Source organism: Rhodococcus sp. IEGM 1366, assembly GCF_033142425.1.
GTDB lineage: Bacteria > Actinomycetota > Actinomycetes > Mycobacteriales > Mycobacteriaceae > Rhodococcus_F > Rhodococcus_F globerula.
This window is the reverse complement of sequence record NZ_JAWLRZ010000006.1, coordinates 552824-574835: the sequence shown is the minus strand read 5'-3', so window position 1 is coordinate 574835 and position 22012 is coordinate 552824. Positions and strand designations below refer to the sequence as shown.

Annotated in this window: 17 protein-coding genes; 12 read left to right on the top strand and 5 right to left on the bottom strand. The window is 63.1% G+C overall.

All coding sequences use genetic code 11. From position 1 onward, the window contains the following. Positions 1-147 precede the first annotated feature (147 nt). Positions 148-675 carry a carboxymuconolactone decarboxylase family protein gene (locus R4P64_RS21090; RefSeq protein WP_317822535.1) on the top strand — a complete coding sequence of 176 codons (528 nt, stop codon included), beginning with the start codon at positions 148-150 and terminating at the stop codon, positions 673-675. After that, positions 659-1993, top strand: a complete 1335-nt coding sequence (locus R4P64_RS21085) for an MFS transporter (protein ID WP_317822534.1) — start codon at positions 659-661, stop codon at positions 1991-1993. The genes R4P64_RS21090 and R4P64_RS21085 overlap by 17 nt, the downstream gene beginning before the upstream one ends. A 15-nt stretch (positions 1994-2008) precedes the next feature. Here the strand turns inward: R4P64_RS21085 and R4P64_RS21080 are convergent, their stop codons facing one another. Together R4P64_RS21080 and R4P64_RS21075 are read right to left on the bottom strand one after the other, a co-directional pair. Next, positions 2009-3493: a DHA2 family efflux MFS transporter permease subunit gene (locus R4P64_RS21080; RefSeq protein ID WP_033236711.1), complete on the bottom strand. Its 1485-nt coding sequence runs from the start codon at positions 3491-3493 to the stop codon at positions 2009-2011. A 2-nt stretch (positions 3494-3495) separates the two neighbouring features. Beyond that, complete coding sequence (locus tag R4P64_RS21075; RefSeq protein WP_317822533.1) at positions 3496-4119, bottom strand: PadR family transcriptional regulator; 624 nt, start codon at positions 4117-4119, stop codon at positions 3496-3498. Positions 4120-4246: 127 nt separating this feature from the next. On the opposite strand from R4P64_RS21075, the gene R4P64_RS21070 reads away from it, so the two are divergent. Next, positions 4247-4948, top strand: coding sequence for a GNAT family acetyltransferase (locus R4P64_RS21070; RefSeq protein WP_317822532.1), 702 nt, complete (start codon positions 4247-4249; stop codon positions 4946-4948). A gap of 25 nt (positions 4949-4973) precedes the next feature. Then, complete coding sequence (locus tag R4P64_RS21065) at positions 4974-5999, top strand: glutathione S-transferase family protein (protein ID WP_317822531.1); 1026 nt, start codon at positions 4974-4976, stop codon at positions 5997-5999. A gap of 19 nt (positions 6000-6018) precedes the next feature. Here the strand turns inward: R4P64_RS21065 and R4P64_RS21060 are convergent, their stop codons facing one another. Further along, a complete protein-coding gene (locus R4P64_RS21060) occupies positions 6019-6387 on the bottom strand; it encodes a VOC family protein (RefSeq protein ID WP_172937482.1) in 369 nt (122 codons plus the stop codon). A gap of 161 nt (positions 6388-6548) precedes the next feature. Between R4P64_RS21060 and R4P64_RS21055 the strand changes: the two genes are divergently transcribed. From R4P64_RS21055 to R4P64_RS21035, 5 genes are all read left to right on the top strand, one after another. Continuing rightward, positions 6549-7307, top strand: a complete 759-nt coding sequence (locus R4P64_RS21055) for a hypothetical protein (protein WP_317822529.1) — start codon at positions 6549-6551, stop codon at positions 7305-7307. A gap of 54 nt (positions 7308-7361) precedes the next feature. Continuing rightward, the gene (locus R4P64_RS21050; protein ID WP_172937449.1) at positions 7362-8402 is read left to right on the top strand and encodes an ABC transporter ATP-binding protein; all 1041 of its coding nucleotides are present in this window, start codon (positions 7362-7364) and stop codon (positions 8400-8402) included. Next, entirely contained in the window at positions 8399-9172 is a 774-nt protein-coding gene (locus R4P64_RS21045) for an ABC transporter permease (RefSeq protein WP_172937448.1), read from the top strand. The genes R4P64_RS21050 and R4P64_RS21045 overlap by 4 nt, the downstream gene beginning before the upstream one ends. A gap of 41 nt (positions 9173-9213) precedes the next feature. After that, on the top strand, positions 9214-12963 hold the full coding sequence (locus R4P64_RS21040; protein WP_317822527.1) for an ABC transporter ATP-binding protein: 3750 nt from the start codon (positions 9214-9216) through the stop codon (positions 12961-12963). A 169-nt stretch (positions 12964-13132) separates the two neighbouring features. Then, positions 13133-16861, top strand: coding sequence for a multifunctional oxoglutarate decarboxylase/oxoglutarate dehydrogenase thiamine pyrophosphate-binding subunit/dihydrolipoyllysine-residue succinyltransferase subunit (locus R4P64_RS21035; protein ID WP_317822525.1), 3729 nt, complete (start codon positions 13133-13135; stop codon positions 16859-16861). A gap of 73 nt (positions 16862-16934) precedes the next feature. Here the strand turns inward: R4P64_RS21035 and R4P64_RS21030 are convergent, their stop codons facing one another. Further along, positions 16935-17552 (bottom strand): TetR/AcrR family transcriptional regulator, encoded by a 618-nt coding sequence (locus R4P64_RS21030; RefSeq protein ID WP_033236702.1) that lies wholly within the window; start codon positions 17550-17552, stop codon positions 16935-16937. A gap of 71 nt (positions 17553-17623) precedes the next feature. Here R4P64_RS21030 and R4P64_RS21025 point away from each other — a divergent pair, with 71 nt between their 5' ends. Genes R4P64_RS21025 through R4P64_RS21015 form a run of 3 tightly spaced genes read left to right on the top strand, consistent with a single transcriptional unit; the run spans position 17624 to position 20992 of the window. Beyond that, positions 17624-19198 (top strand): flavin-containing monooxygenase, encoded by a 1575-nt coding sequence (locus tag R4P64_RS21025; RefSeq protein WP_045069522.1) that lies wholly within the window; start codon positions 17624-17626, stop codon positions 19196-19198. Next, positions 19195-20025 (top strand): SDR family NAD(P)-dependent oxidoreductase, encoded by an 831-nt coding sequence (locus tag R4P64_RS21020; protein ID WP_045069520.1) that lies wholly within the window; start codon positions 19195-19197, stop codon positions 20023-20025. Before R4P64_RS21025 ends, R4P64_RS21020 begins: the two co-directional genes overlap by 4 nt. A gap of 34 nt (positions 20026-20059) precedes the next feature. Next, positions 20060-20992: an alpha/beta hydrolase gene (locus tag R4P64_RS21015; protein ID WP_172937445.1), complete on the top strand. Its 933-nt coding sequence runs from the start codon at positions 20060-20062 to the stop codon at positions 20990-20992. On the opposite strand, the gene R4P64_RS21010 is transcribed toward R4P64_RS21015, so the two are convergent. Continuing rightward, positions 20986-21882 carry a glycine betaine ABC transporter substrate-binding protein gene (locus tag R4P64_RS21010; RefSeq protein ID WP_317822520.1) on the bottom strand — a complete coding sequence of 299 codons (897 nt, stop codon included), beginning with the start codon at positions 21880-21882 and terminating at the stop codon, positions 20986-20988. The genes R4P64_RS21015 and R4P64_RS21010 overlap by 7 nt on opposite strands. Between the last annotated feature and the right edge of the window lie 130 nt (positions 21883-22012).

Sequence of the window (22012 nt, the reverse complement as noted above, 5' to 3'; positions counted from 1 at the left end):
GCGTGGGGGGGGGGGGCGGGCCTCCCCATTGTGCTCCCACTCAAATAAATAAAACACCACTCCTATCTCCGGGGGGGGGGGGGGGGGGGGGGGGCGCCCCCCCCCCCCCCCCCCCCCCCACCACCGGCGGAACGACTTAGGACTCGTATGTCGCGCCTTGCATCTCTCACACCGGCCACCGCTGTCGGTGCATCGAAAGACCTTCTCGCCGAACTCGTCAACCGTCACGGACAGGTCGGTGACATGGTCGCCGCGATGGCTCATTCGCCCGCCGTACTGGGTGGCTATCTGCAACTCGGCCGGGCAATGAAGCGAGCGAAACTCAGCCGCAAGATCACCGAGCGAATCTCGATCGCCGTGCAGGTCCAGCAAGGTTGCGCTGTTTGCCTCGACGCCCACGTTGCCGCCGCCCACGCCAACGGCGTCGAATGGGACGAGATCGAGCGTGCCCGCGCGGGCACATCGGCCGATCCCGCCATCGCGGCAATGATCGACCTCGGACTTCGCGTCTATCGGGAGCCTGCCTCGATTTCCGACGAACACATCGCGGGCCTTCGGGCGTACGGCTACGGTGATCGCGAGATCGCCGATGTAGTCGGGATCGTCGCCCTCAACGTCCTGACCGGAGCTTTCAATCTTGTCGCGGGAGTGAAACCAGATGAACCGGACCGCTAGAACCGCACCGGAACGGAACAGCCTGCGTCTGTTCGCGATTCGCGACTACCGCCTACTCTTCAGCGCCCAGATCATCGCACTGTTCGGCACAGGGTTGGCGACGGTGGCACTCGGCCTGCTCGCGTATGACTTGGCGGGACCGTCCGCAGGGGCGGTGCTCGCCACCGCGTTGACGATCAAGATGTCCATGTACGTCCTGATCGCCCCACTCGCGGCGGCGTACGTCGACCGATTGCCGAGACGGGCTTTCCTCGTCGCACTCGATGTCATTCGCGCATCGGTGGTGATCGCGTTGCCCTTCGTCAGCGAGATCTGGCACATCTACGTGCTGGTGGGTGTTCTCCAAGCTGCGTCGGCAGCGTTCACACCCACATTCCAGGCGGTCATCCCGGACATCGTGACCGACGAGGCCGATTTCACCCGCGCACTGTCGGCATCGCAGGTCGCCTACACGATGGAAAGCCTGCTCAGCCCGGTTCTCGCAGCGGTAGCGCTGTCCTTCATGACGTTCAACCTGCTCTTTGTCGCCACCTCCGTGGGCTTTGCCGTCTCCGCGCTGCTCGTGCTGGCCACCCGAATCCCCAACGCCCGTCCCAGCACTCACCGAAAGGCGTGGGACCGGATCGCGTCGGGAGTGCGGATCTTCGTGACCACGCCGCGACTGCGCGGCATCATGGCACTCAATCTCGTGGTGGCAGCAGCAGGCTCGATCGTCGTGGTCAACACCGTCAACTACGTCCGCGACCAACTCGGCGGAACCCAATCCGACGTGGCCTGGATGCTGGCCGCATCGGGTAGCGGTACGTTGCTGACCGCGCTGGCTCTTCCCCGCGTCCTCGACCGAACCGCCGAACGCACCGTGATGACAGCAGGTTCCGTCGTCCTGGTCTTCAGCGCAAGTGCGGCAGCGTCCCTCGCCGTTGCCGGTGTGTTCACGTGGATTCTCACCGCCGCGGTGTGGGCGTTCATCGGCGCCGGGATGGCCATGATCGTCACCCCGACCGGAAAGGTGCTTCGACGGTCAGTAGACCCCGCAGGTATTCCGGAATTGTTCGCAGCCCAATTCTCCCTGTCGCACCTCGCCTGGCTGTTCACCTATCCGATTGCCGGATGGGTTGGCACCAGCGCGGGATTCGCGCTCACCTGGAGCATCCTCGCAGCCCTTGCCACGGTGGGAGCCGCCTCGGGATGGGTGCTGTGGCCTCGCGAGGCCAGCACCGAAATGCCCGCCCCGTCGACTGCCGGTGCAACGCACGACGCTACACAAGGAGAATGCACCTTGGCCGCAACCCAGTGCGCCTGCGCTCGCCCCATCTGAGCCGGGACGACTTTCTCAATCCTTCAGTGATGTTTCCCGACTCGCTTCGGCGCTGACAGCCATCGCCGTGTCATGAGCGTCGCCGCGCTGCGGCCGTTCGAAGCACACCGACGCCACGAATCCGACGAGGAGTACCGCGGCCGGGAGCCACACGGACTGCGACATCGCGGTGCTGAACGGTTCGCGGACTACCTCGGGCAGATGTCCGACGCCGGCTTCGGAACTGCCGCCGGTGAGGCCCTGTGCAGCCAACCTCGCGGTGATCAACGCGCCGATCGCGGCGCTACCGAGAACCGCACCCACCTGGCGTGTGGTGTTGTAGACACCGGCTCCGGCACCCGCTTGCAGGGGCGGCAGATTGTGCGTGGCTGTGGCGGCCAGCGGCGACCAGATGCACGCATTCGCGAATCCGATGAGGCCGATCGGCAGCAACAGCTCCCAAATCGCGACATCGGGGGTCATCACCATCGCCAGCCAACCCAGTGCGATGGCAAACAACGCGAAGCCGGTTCCGGCAATGTAGCGAGGGTGCGTCTTGTCGACGAGTTTGCCGACGATCGGCGCAAAAATACCCGTCAGCACGGCCATCGGAACGAGCAGCAATGCCGATTGTGTCGGCGAGAGTCCGCGTACCGCCTGGGTGTAGAACATCAGCGGCAGCACCATCGACGTGATGGCAAAGCCCATTGCTGTGATGGCGACGTTGGCGAGTGAGAAGTTGCGATCCTTGAAGAGTCCGAGCGGCAGCAGTGGTTCGTTCTTGTTGCGTGACTGGTAGAAGACGAACACGACGAGCAGCAGCACGCCCGCGCCGATCAGGCTCCACACAAATCCGTTCCAGTCGTACGAGCTTCCCTCCTGGATTCCGAACACCAGCAGGAACATGCCCGCGGCACTGAGAATCACCCCGGGGATGTCGAATTTGTGTTCGCTCGTGGGCAGCGACGGAACCAGCTTCCACGCCAGCAGGAAGGCAATCACACCAACCGGGACGTTGACGATGAAGATCCATTCCCAGCCGAGATTGTCGACCAGAACGCCACCGGCGAGCGGTCCGACCAGGGTGGCAACACCGGCAACGGCGCCCCACAGACCCATGGCCGCGCCGCGCTTGTTCGGCGCAAAGGTACGGGTGATGACGGCCATCGTCTGCGGCGTCATCATCGCGGCACCAAAGCCCTGGAAAGCCCTTGCAACGATGAGAAGTTCGACGCTGCCGGACAAACCGCACCACAATGAAGCGGCGGTGAACAGGACGAGTCCGATCATGTACAGGTTCTTGGGCCCGAACCGATCACCCAATCGACCCGTAACCAGTAGCGGCACAGCGTAAGCCAGAAGGTAGGCGCTCGTTACCCAGACCACCTTGTTGATGTCGGTTCCGAGGTCCTCCATGATCGCCGGATTGGCCACCGCAACGATCGTGCTGTCCACGAGAATCATGAAGAACCCGATACACAGCGCCCACAGCGCGTGCCAGGGATTGACCTGCTTTTCCATCTTCAGTCCTTAGATAGTGCGGACGAGCCTGCTGAGCCGGCCAGCCGGTCGAGAAGTTCTTGTGAGAGCCAGGGCATTTCGCCGCTCTCGATGTCTGTCACCAACACGCCGATCCACTCTCGTTCGGCGACGGTCAGTGCGTGGGCGTAATCGGCGCCCACCGTGAAGATTCGTGGCTTTTCCGCGGCCTTCAACGCTTCGTAGTCGGCCTCGAATTTCGCGATCGTCTCGTCGAGATGCGCGAGACGTATCCGGAGCATCTGACACGCAGTTGCGGCGGACAGGTTATGCATTTCTGCGAGCGCAAGAGGCAGGCGCGGATACTCCCGGACCGGAACCGCCAACATCTCCCGCAATTGGTGCTCGAGGGCGCTCCGGCCTCGATCGGTGATCTCGTACGTCGTCCGCTCCGGCCGATTGCCTTCACGATCCGTCCCGATCGAAGCGAGCAGTTCCTGCTTTTCCAGCCTGGAAACCGTGTGATAAAGCGAGCCCGGCTTGATTTTCACCAACTGGTCCCCTCGGCGGACCGAGGCGAGTTGATACATCTCGTACGGGTGCATCGAACGCTCGGACAGCAGGCCCAGAACGGTGATTCCCAAGGGCGTCAATGAGACGTCACCCATGAGATCCCCCTTCCGGACAAGCCGCAATTGACGTTTTCTTGACTATTCCACCCGAAATAGTCCACATGGAATATACGACGGCGGGCCATCTCGATCAACCCACCCGAACCGGACTAGCGTGTAGCGAGTGGACGACCATCATCTCGACATCATCCGACTCGCGTGGGCCCGAGAACTGGGCTTGGGCGACTCCGCATTGCGTCCGGCGCATACCGCGCGAGTCGACGACGAGCACAGCGATCGGATCCATGTGCTGCAACTCGCCGACGCAGCAGCCGTCGTCGGACCGCAATGGTTCACGCAGCGCACCGCAAACGAGGACGCCGCCTCACTGCTCGAACCGACCCGGCTTCTCGAACTCACCAAGGATCACGGCGGCCGACTCACATCGCATACCGAGCTCGCATTCCTTCCCGACTACACGGATCACACACCCGCAGAACAACTTCTGATCAGCCGCGAGCGATCCGACGCAATGAGCGTGGCCAGATCCTGCCCACCCGACGACGTCACAGTTGCCGATCTGAGCGCCAAGGACCAGTGGTTCACAGCGCTCGGGGATGATCACCAACCCCTCGCTTGCGCGGCCTACCGCGAGTTCCAAGGATTCGTCGCGGATCTCACGGTGCTCACCGATCCCGCGCAGCGGCGGCGCGGTTTGGCTTGCGGAACAGTCTTTCTCGCTGCCGAAGACGCTCTCGATGCCGGTCTGATACCGCAACTTCGCATCCCGAGCGGACATCTCGGCGGCGCTGCAATCGCACGCGCACTCGATTTCACTGTCCTGGGAATACACACCACGGCGCAGGTCCAACGACGTATTGTGTAGAGACACGCGATCGAGAGGAATCTCCATGAACGCGGACAACTCTGCAACATTTGTCGAAGAAGGCCGCGAATTCACTCGCGACACCAACTACATTGCCGCACGCATCACCGAGGACGGCCGCGACGGATATCCCGTCGAACCGAATCGCTATCGATTGATTGTCGCGCGCGCCTGCCCATGGGCGAACCGCGCCATCATCGTCCGCCGACTCCTAGGCCTGGAAGATGTTCTGTCGATGGGAATCTGCGGACCGGTCCACGACAAACGCAGTTGGACTTTTGATCTCGACCCCGGCGGCGTCGATCCGGTTCTGAAGATCCCCCGACTCCAGGACGCATATTTTGCCCGCGACCCCAATTACTCGCGCGGCATCACGGTGCCGGCGATGGTGGAGATCGCGACCGGCAAGGTCGTCACAAACAACTTCCCGCAGATCACACTGGATCTGTCCACCGAGTGGAAGAAGTACCACCGAGAAGGGGCACCGGATCTGTATCCGGAGGCTCTCCGCACCGAAATCGACGATGTTGCAGAACAAGTGTTCCGCGACGTCAACAACGGTGTCTATCGCTGCGGCTTTGCCGGATCCCAGGAAGCCTACGACAAGGCATACGACCAACTGTTCGCGCGACTGGACTGGCTGACGGAACGCCTTGCACGGCAACGTTTCCTAGTCGGCGACACCATTACCGAAGCGGACGTCCGACTGTTCACTACGCTAGCCCGATTCGATCCCGTCTACCACGGCCACTTCAAGTGCAACAGAAGCAAACTCACCGAGATGCCGGTGCTGTGGGACTATGCCCGTGACCTCTTCCAGACCCCCGGGTTCGGCGACACCATCGACTTCACCCAGATCAAGCAGCACTATTACATCGTCCATTCCGACGTCAATCCCAGCCAGATCGTTCCCAAGGGACCCGAACTGACGCACTGGCTCGAACCACATGGCCGCGAACAACTCGGCGGCCGGCCGTTCGGAGACGGCACACCGCCACATCCCCCGATCTCGAGCGAAGTAGTGCCGCAAGAACATTGGGCGACACGGTAACCCGAGATCGGGTAAAGAACTACTCCCCGCCGTACGTTCCGAAACTCCAGAACACGCCCTCAGGATCACGACAGGTGAAACCGCGCGAACCGTAATCTTCGTCGCGAAGACCCTGCGTGATCACGGCACCGGCGGCAACAGCCCGATCGTGGAGGCCGTCGGCATCGTCGACAACGATGTACACAGAACCCACTCCCGGCGGTAGACCGGCAATCGACGAATCGGCACGGGGCGAACCCAGCATGATCCCACCACCACCGGGCCAGTCGAGCTGAGCATGCGCAACGACGTCACCGTCGGCGTACAGCGCTTTCTCCACAAAGCCGAAGGCCTTCACAAGAAAATCGACAGCCGCTCGGGCATCGGCATACACCAGCGTCGGCCACACTACGGTTCCCACAGCATCGGTTCCCACAGCAGTCCCCTTCCCTCTAGTACTACACAGCACAAGCCTATGGCGCAGGCCGCCTGCTCCGCTGTAAAACTTCACCTATCCTCGACAGCGAAGTTCACCGATTGCAGAGTGGACACCTGTGGAGGGGCAGAGCGATGGCCAAGTCGATCGACAACGCAAGCAGCGACGACGCCGGGCGGGTCGAGAAAATCCTCATCTCGGTACTCGACAACGGCAGCCGCCTCCAGGCGCCGGCCGTCGCCAAATACGTGGAGCACGTCAGGCACTCGCATCCGGACGAGTCTCCGGCCCAGATCATCGATCGACTCGAGAAGATGTTTCTCCTGGCCGTCACAGGAAGCGGCAGCGCGGTCGGCGCCACAGCCGCAATCCCCGGCGTCGGAACTGTGGCATCGATCGCCGCGGTCGGCGCGGAGTCGGCATTCTTCCTCGAAGCATCGGCACTTCTCACTCTGGCAGTCGCGTCGGTCCACGGAATCTCCATCGAGAACCACCAACAACGACGCGCCCTCGTCCTCGCTGTCGCCCTCGGCGAATCCGGCATGGAAATCGTCCAGAAGGTCACCGGGGTCACCGCCAAGAACTGGGGCACCGCGATCACCAGCAAAATCCCGAGTTCCACGATGCGCGGAATGAACAGCACGCTGGTCCGCAAGTTCGTGATGAAATACGCCGCAAAGCGAAGCGCACTCATACTCGGCAAGCTGGTCCCCGCCGGGATCGGCGCGGTCATCGGTGGCGCAGGCAACCGCGTCATCGGTAAGGGCGTCGTCAAGAATGCGCGCGACGCCTTTGGCCCGGCCCCGGTGCGCTGGACCGATCACCTCGTCATACTCCCCGAGGACGACTTCGCGCCCGATCCCGCCACCACCACTCGGGTACTCCGCGGATAACAGCCGAGAACGTAGGCTCGACACAACACAACGTCCGTCGACGCGGGAGCATCTTTGACCAGTAGTGCACCGGGGCGGGTCTCCGCGCCCATCGAAGTTCGCGGTTTGACCAAGACGTTCAAAGCGGCACGGGCGGTCAACGACCTGAGCTTCGACGTCCACGCCGGCTCGATCACCGGCTTGCTCGGCCCCTCAGGCGCCGGAAAAACCACGACTCTGCGCATGCTGCTCGGTTTAGTGACGCCCAGCGATGGATCCGCGACGATCAACGGTCTCCCCATCTCGAAATTGGCATCGCCCGCCCGGACTGTGGGTGCCGTCCTCGACACACGTGGCCTCCATCCAGCGCGGACGGCGCGCGCTCACCTCGACATCTACGCTGCCGCGATCGGCCTGCCCGCCCAGCGAGCGACACAGGTTCTCGCGGCAGTCGGACTCAGTTCGGCGTCCGACCGGAGAACCGGACTTTTCTCATTGGGAATGCAGCAACGGCTCGCACTTGCCACCGCGCTGCTCGGGAACCCGGAAATCCTGGTGCTCGACCAACCCACCCACGGACTCGACCCCGAAGGCACGGCCTGGTTACAGCAGTTCTTGACGACGTTTGCCGAGTCCGGGCGGACCGTGCTGATCACGGGCCAGGCGCTGCGCGAGGTGGAACCCGTCGTGGACAACCTGGTGCTTCTGAGCGCCGGTTCTCTGGTCTACGACGGCAGTGTCGAGGCCCTCCGCGCATCACATCGGAGTCGACTGATGGTCTCGTGCTCCAACCCCGCGCTGTTCGCGACGGCGCTGGCCGCCCGCGGGATCACGGCGGCCACGATCGCACCGGACGGCCGACTCGCCGTCAGCGGTACCGACAGCGACGCACTTGCTCCGGTTGCGGCAGCCTCCGGCGTCACGATCTTCAGTGTCGTCGCTGATCACGCGGATCTCGAGCAACTGTTCGTGGCCATGACCACACCGCACTATGCCACCGGCCATCCCGGATACGGTCCGCCATCCAGCCATTACGGCCCGCCATCCGGTCACTACAGTCCACCGTCGGGCTACTACGGTCCCACCGCCTACGGACCGTCGGGAGGCCACCGGTGACGACGCTCGCACAAGCAGAAATCAAGAAGGTCCTCTCGCTGCGCTATTGGTGGGCACTCGCTGTGGCACCAGTCGTTGTTGCGCTCGCGGCCGCGTCGTTCACTCGTCCGATTGTCGAGGCCATTGCCGAGCGAGCCGACACCGCGTTCGACGTGAATCTCGTGTCCACTGCCATCGCGGTTGGCGGACCCACCACCATCGCCCTCGTCTTTGCGGCGTTGTTCGGTGCAACCGCCGCGGGCAACGAATTCACCTACGCCACATTCACCACGACATTCCTCACCGCCCGCGGACGCGACGCGGTGTTGGCCGCCAAATTGGGTGTTGTTGCCGCATTCGCGGTCGGATACGCACTGGTAGTGCAGGTCGTTGCCGTCGGCGCGATGATCCTGTTCACTCGCGACTTCAGCTTCACCGCGGATCTGTTTGCGATCTGCGGCGTCGGAATAGTCGCCTGCGCGCTGTGGGCACTGATCGGTGCAGGCGTCACACTGCTCGCCGGCTCACAAGTGGTCGGCATGCTGTCCGTGGTCGGCTGGTTCGTCTTCGGTGAATGGATTCTGCGAGCCTTGGCCTTTGCCGTCGGTGCCGACGGTATCGGCAAGGCACTGCCGGTGTCGGCCACCCTCGGAGTGCTGGTCAATGCCGCGCCTTCGATCGACATCGACGTGTTGAGTTCCTGGCCGGGTGCAGCGATGATCCTCGCCGCATGGGTCGTCGCACTCGTCGGGGGCGGCTGGCTGCGCACCAGGATGCGCGACATCACCTGAGTGATCAAGCGTGTCTGCCCCCGGGTCTACCGTGGATCGAGATGAACACGATCGCTGACAACCCGGGGTGGATACGCCGACTGGTCCATGCCTGCTGGCTGCACCGCCGGCTGGCAATCGGCGCGCTCACCGTGACGGTGGTCGCCGCAACCATCGACATTTCCTTCCCACTGCTCACCCGCTATGCCCTCGATGCGGCCGGTGAGCAGAACGCCGGCACCGTCATCACACTCACCGCACTTGCCATCGCCGGCTTGGCGATCGTGCGCTTCGCCTGCCAGTACGGCCGACGAATGCTGGCCGGTCGTCTCTCACTCGACGTCCAGCACGACTTGCGACTCGCGTTGCTCGGTTCCTTGCAGCGACTCGACGGCCGCGGGCAGGACGACATCCGCACCGGGCAGGTCGTCTCGCGCTCGATCTCCGATCTGCAACTCGTGCAGGGTCTGCTCGCGATGGTCCCGATGTCCGCCGGCGCCCTGCTGCAATTTGTGCTGGCCATCGGCATCATGACGTGGCTCTCGCCCCTGCTCACCCTCATCGCGCTGGCGATCATCCCCGCTGTCGGGCTTGTGGTCTTCCTGATGCGACCGACCCTCTACGCCGCCACCTGGTCGGCGCAGCAGCGCGCCGCCGACCTCGCCCAGCACGTCGAGGAAACCGTCACCGGGGTTCGGGTGGTGAAGGGATTCGGGCAAGAAGAACGAGCAATCGATCAACTCGAGAAACACGGCCGAACGCTCTATGGCGAACGGATGCGCGTCGCCCGGATCAACTCCCGTTTCACGCCGACGATGGCCGCACTACCCCAACTGGGACAGGTGGCAGTGATCGCTGTCGGTGGCTATCTTGCACTCCACGGCCAGATCACCATCGGTACTTTCCTCGCGTTCGCGACCTACATCGTGACGATGACCGCGGTCACGCGCACGCTGTCCTCCGTCGTGGTGATGGCACAACTCGCCCGCGCCGCCGTCGAACGCGTCTACGACGTAATCGGCGCGGGGCCCGACATCGCCGAACCCGACCATCCGCTCGATCTCCCCGACGGACCGCTCGGGGTCACGTTCGACGACGTCACTTTTGGCTTCGATTCCGACCGCCGTGTCTTGTCCGGTCTCGACCTGCAGATCAAACCAGGCGAGACCGTCGCCGTCGTCGGACCAGCCGGTTCGGGAAAAACAGCACTGTCGCTGCTGCTCCCCCGCTTCTACGCGCCCGAGTCCGGGACCATCAGTCTCGACAGCGCCGACGCGTCGCTGCCGATCAGCGAACTTCGCAGCGAGCAACTCCGCGCTGCAATCGGCCTGGCCTTCGACGAGCCGTTCCTGTTCTCCGACACCGTCGCCGCCAACATCGCCCTAGGCCGCGCGGACGCGTCCGCCGACGACATCCGCGCAGCGGCCGCAATGGCCCACGCCGACGAGTTCATCGAGGCGCTTCCGGACGGTTACGACACCGTTGTCGGTGAACGCGGTCTGACGCTCTCAGGCGGGCAACGTCAGCGCATCGCGCTCGCGCGCGCCCTACTCGTGAACCCTCGAATCCTCATCCTCGACGACGCCACCTCGGCCGTCGATGCTGCCACCGAAGCGGCGATCTTCGACGCGTTCCGGGCCAGGCGCAGGCAGACAACTCTCATCCTTGCGCACCGCCGATCGACCCTGACCCTGGCTGATCGAATTGCCGTCCTCGACCAGGGGCGGATCATCGACTCCGGGACGGTCGACGAGTTGGAAGCGCGGTGCCCACTGTTTCGGGCCCTTTTCGCCACATCGAGCGATGAGCCGGCAGACATCGACCCTGCACTTACCGACATCGCACCTTTCGATCCAGACCACTCCGAACCCACTGCCGAGCAACTGTGGCCTGCGGTATCGCCTGCCGATTCGGCAGGTGCGGCCGGTGCTCTGGCCATCACCCCGTCGTTGGAGGCTGCGCTCGACGCGTTGCCACCGCTGCGCGAGGCTCCGACCACCGACACCGCACAACTTCGCGAGTCCGATCCGCAGTTCTCACTGCTTCGGATACTCCGCCCGGTTCGCTGGATTCTGGCGGCAGTCGTCGTGTGCCTGACTCTTGATTCCGCTGCGACGATTGCCTTCCCGTCACTGGTTCGGTACGCCATCGACCACGGGGTTGTCGACAAGAACTCAGGGACTCTCACCGTCGCGGCGATACTGGGCGCGCTGCTGGTGGTGGCGGGCTGGGCGATAGTCGCTGTGATGACGGTCCTCACCGCCCGAGCGGGCGAGCGGGTCCTGTTCGGGCTACGTATCCGCACCTACGCACACCTGCAGAGGCTTGGTCTCGACTACTACGAGCGCGAACTGTCCGGGCGGATCATGACCCGGATGACCACGGACGTCGACGCACTGTCGTCATTCATCCAGACCGGAATGTCGACCGCAATCGTGAGTGTCCTGACGATAGGCGGCATCGCGATCGCCCTCCTCGTCACCGATGTGACCCTGGCGTTGGTGGCGCTCGCCGTCATTCCGCCGCTCATCATCTCGACCCTGATCTTCCGAAAGTTCTCCGCAGTGGCGTACAGCCAGTCCCGCGAGCGGATCTCCATGGTCAACGCGGATTTCCAGGAGAACATCACCGGGTTGCGGGCAGCGCAGGCCTACCGCCGGGAAGAGGGCGCGGCACGCCGATTTGCCGAGCGCGCCGAAAGCTACCGCCGGTCACGGATGCGTTCACAGCGGGCAATTTCGCTGTACTTCCCGTTCATCGCGTTTCTCTCCGATCTCGCGCTTGCGGGTGTGGTCTTCGTCGGAGCCCGTCAGGTGTCCGACGGCTCGACGTCCGCGGGTGTTCTGATCGCCTTTGTTCTGTACCTCGGCTTGTTGTTCGGACCGATTCAGCAACTCTCACAGGTGTTCGACGGTTACCAACAGGCAAACGTCGGGCTCAAGCGAATCGGGGATCTTCTCCGGACGCCCAGTTCCATCGAAACAGCCGACTCCGCGGACCTGATCTCCCTCGACGGACACCTGGACGGCGACGTTCATCTGCGGGATGTCGGCTTTCGATATTCCGGCGCCGAGGTCGACGCCCTCACCGATATCGACCTACACATCCCTGCCGGAACAACCGTGGCGCTGGTCGGACGGACGGGCGCCGGGAAGTCGACGGTGGTCAAACTACTGGCCAGATTCTACGATCCAACCAGCGGATCAGTGCAGGTCGACGGCACCGACATCCGTGATTTTCACCTGACGCAGTATCGCCACAGGTTGGGCGTCGTACCGCAGGAAGCGCATCTGTTCACCGGCAGCGTCGCGGAGAACATCGCCTTCGGTAGACCTGACGCGTCGAATGTCGATATCGAGCAGGCCGCACGCGCCGTCGGTGCACTGCGCGCGATCGCCGACATGCGCGGCGGCATGAATCATCCGGTCGGGGAACGCGGGCAAGGACTGTCGGCCGGACAGCGACAGCTCATCGCACTCGCGCGCGCCGAGTTGGTCGACCCGGACCTCCTGCTGCTCGACGAAGCGACCGCGACGCTTGATCCCGCGACCGAGAAAATGGTCCTCGAAGCAAGTCGGTCGGTCACCCGGAAAAGGACCTCGATCGTTGTTGCACACCGCCTCGCGACGGCCGCACGTGCCGACCTGATTGTCGTAGTTGACCGGGGACGTATCGTTGAATACGGCCCGCACGCGCTCCTGCGGTATGCCAATGGTCACTACTCGAGACTCTGGGATGCATCTAGGGCGCGCGAAGGGAATAATCTGTCAGCGAGAACTGTCGTCGGAGGTAACCCCGTCGCACGGCAGTAGTGACAGATTTGTACCGCCGAGTGGCGTCGCGAAGTCGAAAGATTACGCGCCGCCGTGAGACAGATCACAAATTGTGTGCCGCACAATTGCTGGTCACACGCTCGGGCTAATCTCATGTATATAGGCGCTCTGATCGGGTACCGAAATAGAAACGAGGCGAACACCTGCCGTGAGCAGCAGTTCTACATCCCAATTCGGACAGAACCAGTGGCTGGTTGACGAGATGTACCAACGCTTCCAGGACGATCCGTCGTCCGTGGATCCGAGTTGGCACGAATTCTTGACCGATTACTCGCCGGAGTCGGCGAACACGGGGGGTGGAAACGGAACTGCCACGAACGGCAACGCAGCCGCCCCCGCCGCTGTACGCACTCCGCCTGCTGCTCCCAAAGCCGCTCCGCCCGCACCCCCAGCTCCGCCGAAGGCCGCTGCGCCCGCGGCCAAGCCCGCCGCAGCGCCTGCGGCCAAGCCCGCCCCGGCCGCCAAGGCCGCTCCCGCGAAGCCGGCTCCGGCCGGCGGCGCGGAAGAGACGAAGGTTCTTCGCGGCGCGGCAGCCGCAGTAGTCAAGAACATGTCGGCCTCGCTCGAGATCCCGACCGCTACCAGCGTTCGCGCGATCCCCGCGAAGCTGATGTTCGACAACCGCATCGTCATCAACAACCACCTCGCGCGCACTCGCGGCGGCAAGATCTCGTTCACCCACCTGCTGGGCTACGCGATCATCCAGGCCGTCAACGCGTTCCCCAACATGAACCGCCACTTCGCCGAGATCAACGGCAAGCCGCACGCGGTCACCCCCGAGCACACCAATCTCGGACTGGCGATCGACCTTCCCGGTAAGGACGGCAACCGCTCACTGGTCGTCGCCGCTATCCGGAACACCGAGGCGATGAACTTCGTCCAGTTCCACGCCGCGTACGAGGACATCGTCCGCCGCGCCCGTGAAGGCAAGCTCACCGGCGAAGACTTCACCGGCGTCACCATCTCGCTGACCAACCCGGGCGGCATCGGCACGGTTCACTCCGTCCCCCGCCTGATGAAGGGCCAGGGTGCCATCATCGGTGCCGGCGCGATGGAGTACCCCGCCGAGTTCCAGGGCGCAAGCGACGAGAAGCTGGCCGAGATGGGCGTCGGCAAGCTGATGACGCTCACGTCGACGTACGACCACCGCATCATCCAGGGTGCCGAATCGGGCGATTTCCTTCGCACGATCCACAACCTGCTGATCAGCGACGAGTTCTACGACGAGATCTTCCACGCACTCGGCAACCCGTACGAGCCGGTTCGCTGGCGCAAGGACGTGCCGGAAGGCGCGGTCGACAAGAACACCCGCGTTCTCGAACTGATCGCGGCCTACCGTGACCGCGGCCACCTCATGGCCGATACGGACCCCTTGCAGTTCGTCAAGGACAAGTTCCACAGCCACCCCGACCTCGACGTCATCAGCCACGGCTTGACGCTGTGGGATCTGGACCGCGAGTTCAAGGTCGGCGGCTTCCACGGCAAAGAGAAGATGAAGCTGCGCGACGTGCTCAGCGTGCTTCGCGACGCGTACTGCCGCCACGTCGGTGTCGAGTACACGCACATCCTCGAGACGGATCAGCGTCAGTGGATCCAGGATCGCGTCGAAGGGCATCACGCCAAGCCGACGGTTGCTCAGCAGAAGTACATCCTGAGCAAGCTCAACGCTGCCGAGGCTTTCGAGACCTTCCTGCAGACCAAGTACGTCGGTCAGAAGCGCTTCTCGCTCGAGGGTGCCGAGACCGTCATTCCGATGATGGACGCCGTCATCGACCAGGCTGCCGAGCATCAGCTCGACGAGGTTGTCATCGGCATGCCGCACCGCGGTCGCCTCAACGTGCTGGCCAACATCGTCGGCAAGCCGTACTCGAAGATCTTCACCGAGTTCGAGGGCAACATGAACCCGGCCGCCGCTCACGGCTCCGGTGACGTGAAGTACCACCTCGGCGCTTCGGGCACCTACATCCAGATGTTCGGTGACAACGACATCGCCGTGTCCCTGACGGCCAACCCGTCGCACCTCGAGGCCGTCGACCCGGTTCTCGAAGGCCTGGTTCGCGCCAAGCAGGACATCCTCGACAAGGGCGAAGAGGGCTTCACCGTTCTGCCGCTCATGCTTCACGGTGACGCGGCATTTGCCGGTCAGGGTGTTGTCGCGGAAACGTTGAACCTCTCGCTGCTGCGCGGATACCGCACCGGCGGCACCGTGCACATCGTCGTGAACAACCAGGTCGGTTTCACCACCGCACCGGAGCACTCACGCTCGTCCGAGTACTGCACGGACGTCGCGAAGATGATCGCCGCACCGGTATTCCACGTCAACGGCGACGACCCCGAGGCATGTGTCTGGGTTGCTCAGCTGGCTGTCGACTTCCGTGAGAAGTTCGGCAAGGACGTTGTCATCGACCTCATCTGCTACCGCCGCCGCGGTCACAACGAGGGCGACGACCCGTCGATGACCCAGCCGGCGATGTACGACGTCATCGACACCAAGCGCAGCGTTCGTAAGAGCTACACCGAGTCCCTCATCGGTCGCGGTGACATATCGCTCAAGGAAGCCGAAGACGCACTTCGCGACTACCAGGGCCAGCTCGAACGGGTCTTCAACGAGGTCCGTGAGCTCGAGAAGTTCCAGCCCGAACCGTCGGAGTCCGTCGAACTCGACCAGACTCCCCCGGCTCGCCTCACGACGGCTGTTGCTCCCGACGTTCTCGAGCGCATCGGCGACGCGTTTGTCAACGTTCCGGAGGGCTTCACCACCCACCCGCGTGTCAAGCCGGTCGCGGAGAAGCGACGCGAAATGGCCCGCGAGGGTCACGTCGACTGGGCGTTCGCCGAGTTGCTCGCGTTCGGTTCGCTGGCCGAGCAGGGCGCACTGATTCGCCTTGCGGGTCAGGACTCCAAGCGTGGAACGTTCACGCAGCGTCACTCTGTGCTGATCGACCGGAAGACCGGCAACGAGTACAGCCCGATCGCCGAGATCGCTGCCAACGCCGGCAACGGTGGCAAGTTCATGGTCTACGACTCCGCACTCACCGAGTACGCGGGTCTGGGCTTCGAATACGGCTACTCCGTGGGCAACCCGGACGCTCTTGTGCTGTGGGAAGCGCAGTTCGGTGACTTCGTCAACGGCGCGCAGACCATCATCGACGAGTTCATCAGCTCGGGTGAAGCCAAGTGGGGTCAGCTCTCCGACGTTGTGCTGCTTCTGCCGCACGGCCACGAAGGCCAGGGCCCGGACCACACGTCCGGCCGCATCGAACGTTTCCTCCAGCTGTGCGCCGAGGGTTCGATGACGGTTGCCGTTCCGTCCACCCCGGCAAGCTACTTCCACTTGCTGCGTCGCCATCACCTCGACGGCATCCGCCGCCCGCTGGTGGTCTTCACGCCCAAGTCGATGCTGCGTAACAAGGCTGCGGTCAGCAACGTCGAAGACTTCACCACCGGCAAGTTCCGGTCTGTCTTCGAAGAGCCGAACATCGAGAGCGGCGAAGAGTCGCGCGATCAGGTCAAGCGCGTTCTGCTGGTCAGCGGCAAGCTGTACTGGGAGCTCCTGGCGAAGAAGCACAAGGACAACCGCAACGACGTCGCCATCGTGCGCGTCGAGCAGCTGTACCCGGTGCCGAAGCGTCGCCTGCAGGAAACCTTGGACCGGTACCCGAATGCAACCGAGTACCGCTGGGTTCAGGAAGAGCCGGCCAACCAGGGCGCATGGCCGTTCCTCGGCCTGGCTCTGCCGGAACTCCTGCCCGGCACGTTGAGCGGTATCCGTCGCATCTCGCGTCGTTCGATGTCTGCACCTTCCTCGGGTTCGAGCAAGGTTCACGCCGTCGAGCAGCAGGAAATCCTCGACGAGGCATTCCTGCCGACCAACTGATTTCTTGAAGTAGGGGCCGGGCCTCACATTCCATACGGAGTGTGAGGCCCGGCCTTTTCTCTGTTTGCCGGTGCTATCGCAGCAGTTCCGGCGTGACGGTCAGCCCTGCGGCAGCGGACGCAAGAGCAGGCAGAGCGTTCACCGTGAGCTCGATGAGTTCTTCGCGGCTGATTGCCGGGGATCGGAGCCAGCTGATGGTTGCTTCCTCGACAAACGCGATCCAGCCTCGTACTGCCAGCTCGACCTGCGGTGTTCTCGGCAACCCGATGGTGGGTAGCTGATCGAGAGTTCGCGCCGCCATGACGTCGCGGGTCTGTTCGAACACTTCTCGCATGTGCGGATCTCCGCTGGCGGTTCCCCGCAACAACGAGACATACGTAGTGCGATTTTCAGTGACGTAATCGACGTACGATGCCAGAACCGACCGTAATGTCGCGATCGGATCATCGGTTTCGATAGGCTCGGTTCGGGCGAGCATCTGTTGGCTGGTGTGCCGGACTATCGCCAGGTGGAACTCGCTTTTGGACGCGAAGTAGTGGAACAGCAAGCCTCGGGAGACACCGGCTTGATCGGCAATGTCTTCGACCGATATCTGTTCGAGCGGCCGTTCGGCGAGCATCCGAGCGCCGAGGTCGATCAGTTGCGCTCGGCGTTCGTCCGGACTCAGTCGCGTGCGCTTGGCTCCGTCCATAATCGACAGACTACTGAATAAACGTCAATAAGCTATTGACCGTTCGTCAACAACGGCATATCGTTCCATACATGAGTCTCCCAGTTACAGATACTTCAGCATCTGCCGCGGATACGCGCTACGTGAATACGCTGATCATCGGCAGCGGTTTTGCCGGTCTCGGCGCTGCCATCAAACTGGCGCAGGCCGGGATCACCGACTACGTAGTTGTCGAGCGAGGCAACGACGTCGGCGGAACCTGGCGTGACAACAGCTACCCGGGCGCTGCGTGCGACGTGCCGTCGCATTTGTACTCGTACTCGTTTGCACTCAACCCCGAGTGGACGCGTTCCTTCTCCACTCAGCCCGAGATCTACAAGTACATCCAGTCCGTCGCAAACCGTCACAAGGTACTGGACAAGCACATCTTCGGCTGCGACGTTCTCTCCGCGCACTGGGACAACGATCGCGCGCACTGGAAGGTCTCCACCACCAAGGGCGAGTTCGTCGCCAAGATCGTCGTGTCGGCTGTAGGCGCTCTGTGCGAGCCCGCCCTCCCCGACATCAAGGGCATCGACGGCTTCAAGGGCGAGATCTTCCACTCCTCACGCTGGAACCACGACGCCGACCTGACCGGCAAGCGCGTCGCCGTTATCGGCACCGGAGCGTCGGCCATCCAGATCGTCCCGGCCATCGGCAAGAAGGTGTCACAGCTCGACGTGTACCAGCGCACCGCGCCGTGGATTCTGCCCCGCGCAGATCGCGAGTACACCAAGATCGAGCACCTCGCGTTCAAGTACCTCCCCGGTTTCCAGAAGCTGTGCCGCACCGGCATCTACTGGATGCGCGAGACCCAGGTTGTCGGCCTGGCAAAGGCGCCGATCTTCATGAAGCCCCTGCAGTTTGCCGCCGAGCGTCATCTCAAGGCCCAGATCAAGGACAAGGCCCTTCGCAAGAAGGTCACCCCCAACTTCCAGATCGGCTGCAAGCGCATGCTGATCTCCAACAACTACTTCCCCACCCTTGCCCAGGACAACGTCGACCTGGTGACAGAAGGAATCGAGGAAGTTACCGCCACCGGCATCGTGTCGAAGACGGGAACCACGCGTGAGATCGACGCCATCGTCGTGGCCACGGGTTTTCACGTCACCGACTCCCCCACCTTTGCGGGAATCTTCGGCAAGGACGGACGCTCGCTCGCCGAGGTCTTCGAGGACACCGGCATGCAGGGATACAAGGGCGCAGCCGTTGCCAACTTCCCCAACATGTTCTTCCTCGTCGGCCCCAACACCGGTCTCGGCCACTCGTCCATGGTGTTCATGATCGAATCGCAGCTCAACTACCTCGTCGACGCGATCGCCACCATCGACAAGTACGACATCGGCACCATCGAGGTTCGCAGCGACAAGCAGGAAAAGTACAACAAGGACCTGCAGGCAGCGATGTCCAAGAGCGTCTGGAACAACGGCGGTTGCGCCAGCTGGTACATGGACAAGCACGGAAACAACACCACCCTGTGGCCCGGTTTCACCTTCCAGTTCCGCAATGCCACCAAGCATTTCGACCTCGCGGCGTACCGTAGCGTCGCCACGTCCGATCTCGGCGCCGTCGGCACCGGAACCACATCACAGATCGACCTCGACGACGAGAAAGCAGTAGCACAATGAGTGATTTTGTTGGCAAGGTTGTTGTCATCACCGGAGCGGGATCGGGTATCGGCCGCGCACTCGCACTGAACCTGGCCGGGCAGGGTGCGAAGTTGGCGATCTCCGACGTCGACACCGTCGGCCTCACCGAGACCACCCGCCTCGTGGAAGCTCTTGGTGCCCAGGTAAAGTCGGACCACCTCGACGTCACCCAGCGCGAAGCGGTTCTCGAGTACGCCGACGCGGTTGCCGCCCACTTCGGCAAGATCAACCAGATCTACAACAATGCGGGTATCGCGTACCACGGCACTTTCGAGAAGTCCGAATTCAAGGACTTCGAACGCGTCATGGATGTCGATTTCTGGGGAGTTGTCAACGGCACCAAAGCATTCCTGCCGCATGTCATCGCATCCGGCGACGGCCACATCATCAACATCTCGAGCCTGTTCGGCTTGCTGTCGATGCCCGGTCAGAGTGCATACAACTCGGCAAAGTTTGCAGTTCGCGGCTTCACCGAGTCACTGCGCCAGGAGATGCTGATCGCCAAGAGCCCGGTGAAGGTGACCTGCGTGCACCCCGGCGGAATCAAGACGGCCATCGCGCGCAACGCCACTGCCGGACCGGGCGAGGACCTCGCGTCATTCTCCGAGTTCTTCGATCGTAAGTTGGCGCGCACCACTCCTGAGGATGCAGCCAAGACCATCGTGAACGGGGTTCGCAAGGGTAAGCCACGCGTCCTCATCGGCATGGACGCCATCGCACTCGACGCCTGGGTCCGCCTGGTCGGTTCGGGATACCAACGCGTCGTGGCCACCATCGCCGGCCGCGTGATGCCCAAGTCCCACTGAGCTTTCCACTTTCACACAGTCAGGAGCCCTGCCGGTGAGCACGTTCACCCTTCCGCTACCCGTTGTCGCTTTCTTGTTGAAGCCGTACTTCCGTCTGGCCTTCAACTCGCGACTGCCGTATCGGGTTCAGCGTTTACTGCTCGAGGCCGGAGCTCCCCTGCAGCAGATTCCAGCGGGCGCCGTTGTGCGTCCGCTGGAACTCGCCTGCCGACCCGCCGAGCGGATCACGGTCGGAGCAACCGAACGCCCGTCGGCAGTGCTCTACTTGCACGGCGGCGCCTACACGCTGGGCTCGCTGAGCACACACCGCAGCCTGGCAGCACATCTGGCACGCGAATCTTCCCGCGCTGTCTTCACGTTGGATTACCGGCTCGCTCCCGAGAATCCTTATCCCGCAGCGCTCGACGACGCCGCAGCGGCGTACATGCAACTGATCACAGAATTCGACTACCGGCCCGAGCAGGTTGCCATTGCCGGTGACAGCGCCGGCGGCGGTTTGGCGGTCGCAACGGCACTTCGCCTCATCGAGCGTCACGGCGTACAGCCCGGGGCGTTGGCACTGATCTCACCCTGGGTGGATCCCGGGGATCGCAGCGCCGGGAAGAAAGCCGATCTGGTCGTCAACACCGGCTGGTCGTTCGACGCCGCCGACGCCTACCTCGGACACGGCAACCGCACGGATCCCGGCTACGCACCCATACATGGAAACCTCGAAACACTGCCGCCCACAAGGATTCACATCGGATCGGGTGAAGTCCTCTACCCTCAGGTCGTGGAGTTCGCAGACAAACTCACCGCGGCCGGCGTCGACGTGTCACTGGTCGAATACGCACGGTTGTGGCATGTCGCGCACGCCCAGGCGTCGCTGGTCACCGAAGCCGCCGACGCGGTAGCCGATCTGGGGCAATTCCTGGAATCACACGGAGCCAGGGCAGCGGACAATTCAGCCGATGCGGCCAGTCATTGACGGGTGTCCCACCAGGATCGCGCCACCGCTGACGGCGTCGCCTGCCCGCGTCGGACCTGGTCGATCATCGCGGCAAGGTCTGTCGTGGACAGTTCACCCGCAACAACACTGAGCGCTTTGACTGCGGGATCACTCAATGCACCGGTCCGAAACAGTGGAACGACGTTCTGCGCAGCCAGGATGTGATCCGGATCGGCCAGCACTGTGACAGCGGTTGACTGAGCCAGAGGCGAGAGCGTCGTAGTTCCGAAGGCGGTGGGTTCGGTCGCAGCAGTGTCCGATATGTCGGCTGCCGATTGCTCGACGCGCGCAAAAGTACAGTCAGCGCCTTCCGCTAATTGTTCCAGTGCACCATCTTCGATAAACCGTGGTGATACAACGGCAACGGTCTCGGCGCACGAGGGTGCAAATGCCCCGAGGGTGCGCGACTGAGTCCCCGATGCGGAATCGCGTCCCAACGCCACGACGGCCCGGTCTTCTGCGGTTGCATAGTCTGCAACCGAAAGACCCTCAGGCAGAGAACGACTCAACGCTTCGAAGACGTCGTCGGCGGCGCGGGCCGGATTCTGCGGTTCGTAGTAAGTCAGTAGCGAACCGGTGAACTCGGGTACCAACGTCACACGCGCGGCATCGAGCGCAGCAAGTGCGTCCGACCGTCCGCCGGTGAGTTCCTCGACTCGACTTGGCACCCCCGACGACGCCAACACGGTTGCGTACACTTCGGCCAGGACCGAACCCTCCACCGACTCCCCCGACGCCACGACTACCTGCTCGGTCGGGGCACCGGCGTCGTTCCCTATCACCGAATCGCTGGTGCTGCATCCGGTTAGAACGGGCAGGACCAGCACTGCTGCAACAACTGTCGAATACCTCGCGCGTGCAGATAGCACCGAACCCTCACATTCCGTTCCCACTGATCGAATACCGTGCCTTGTCGGTACCTATCGTTACACTTGCCTGGCGATGCGCGGTAACCAGTCCTACTCGAGTGACACTCGGGTGACGGGAATGGTTGTCGAC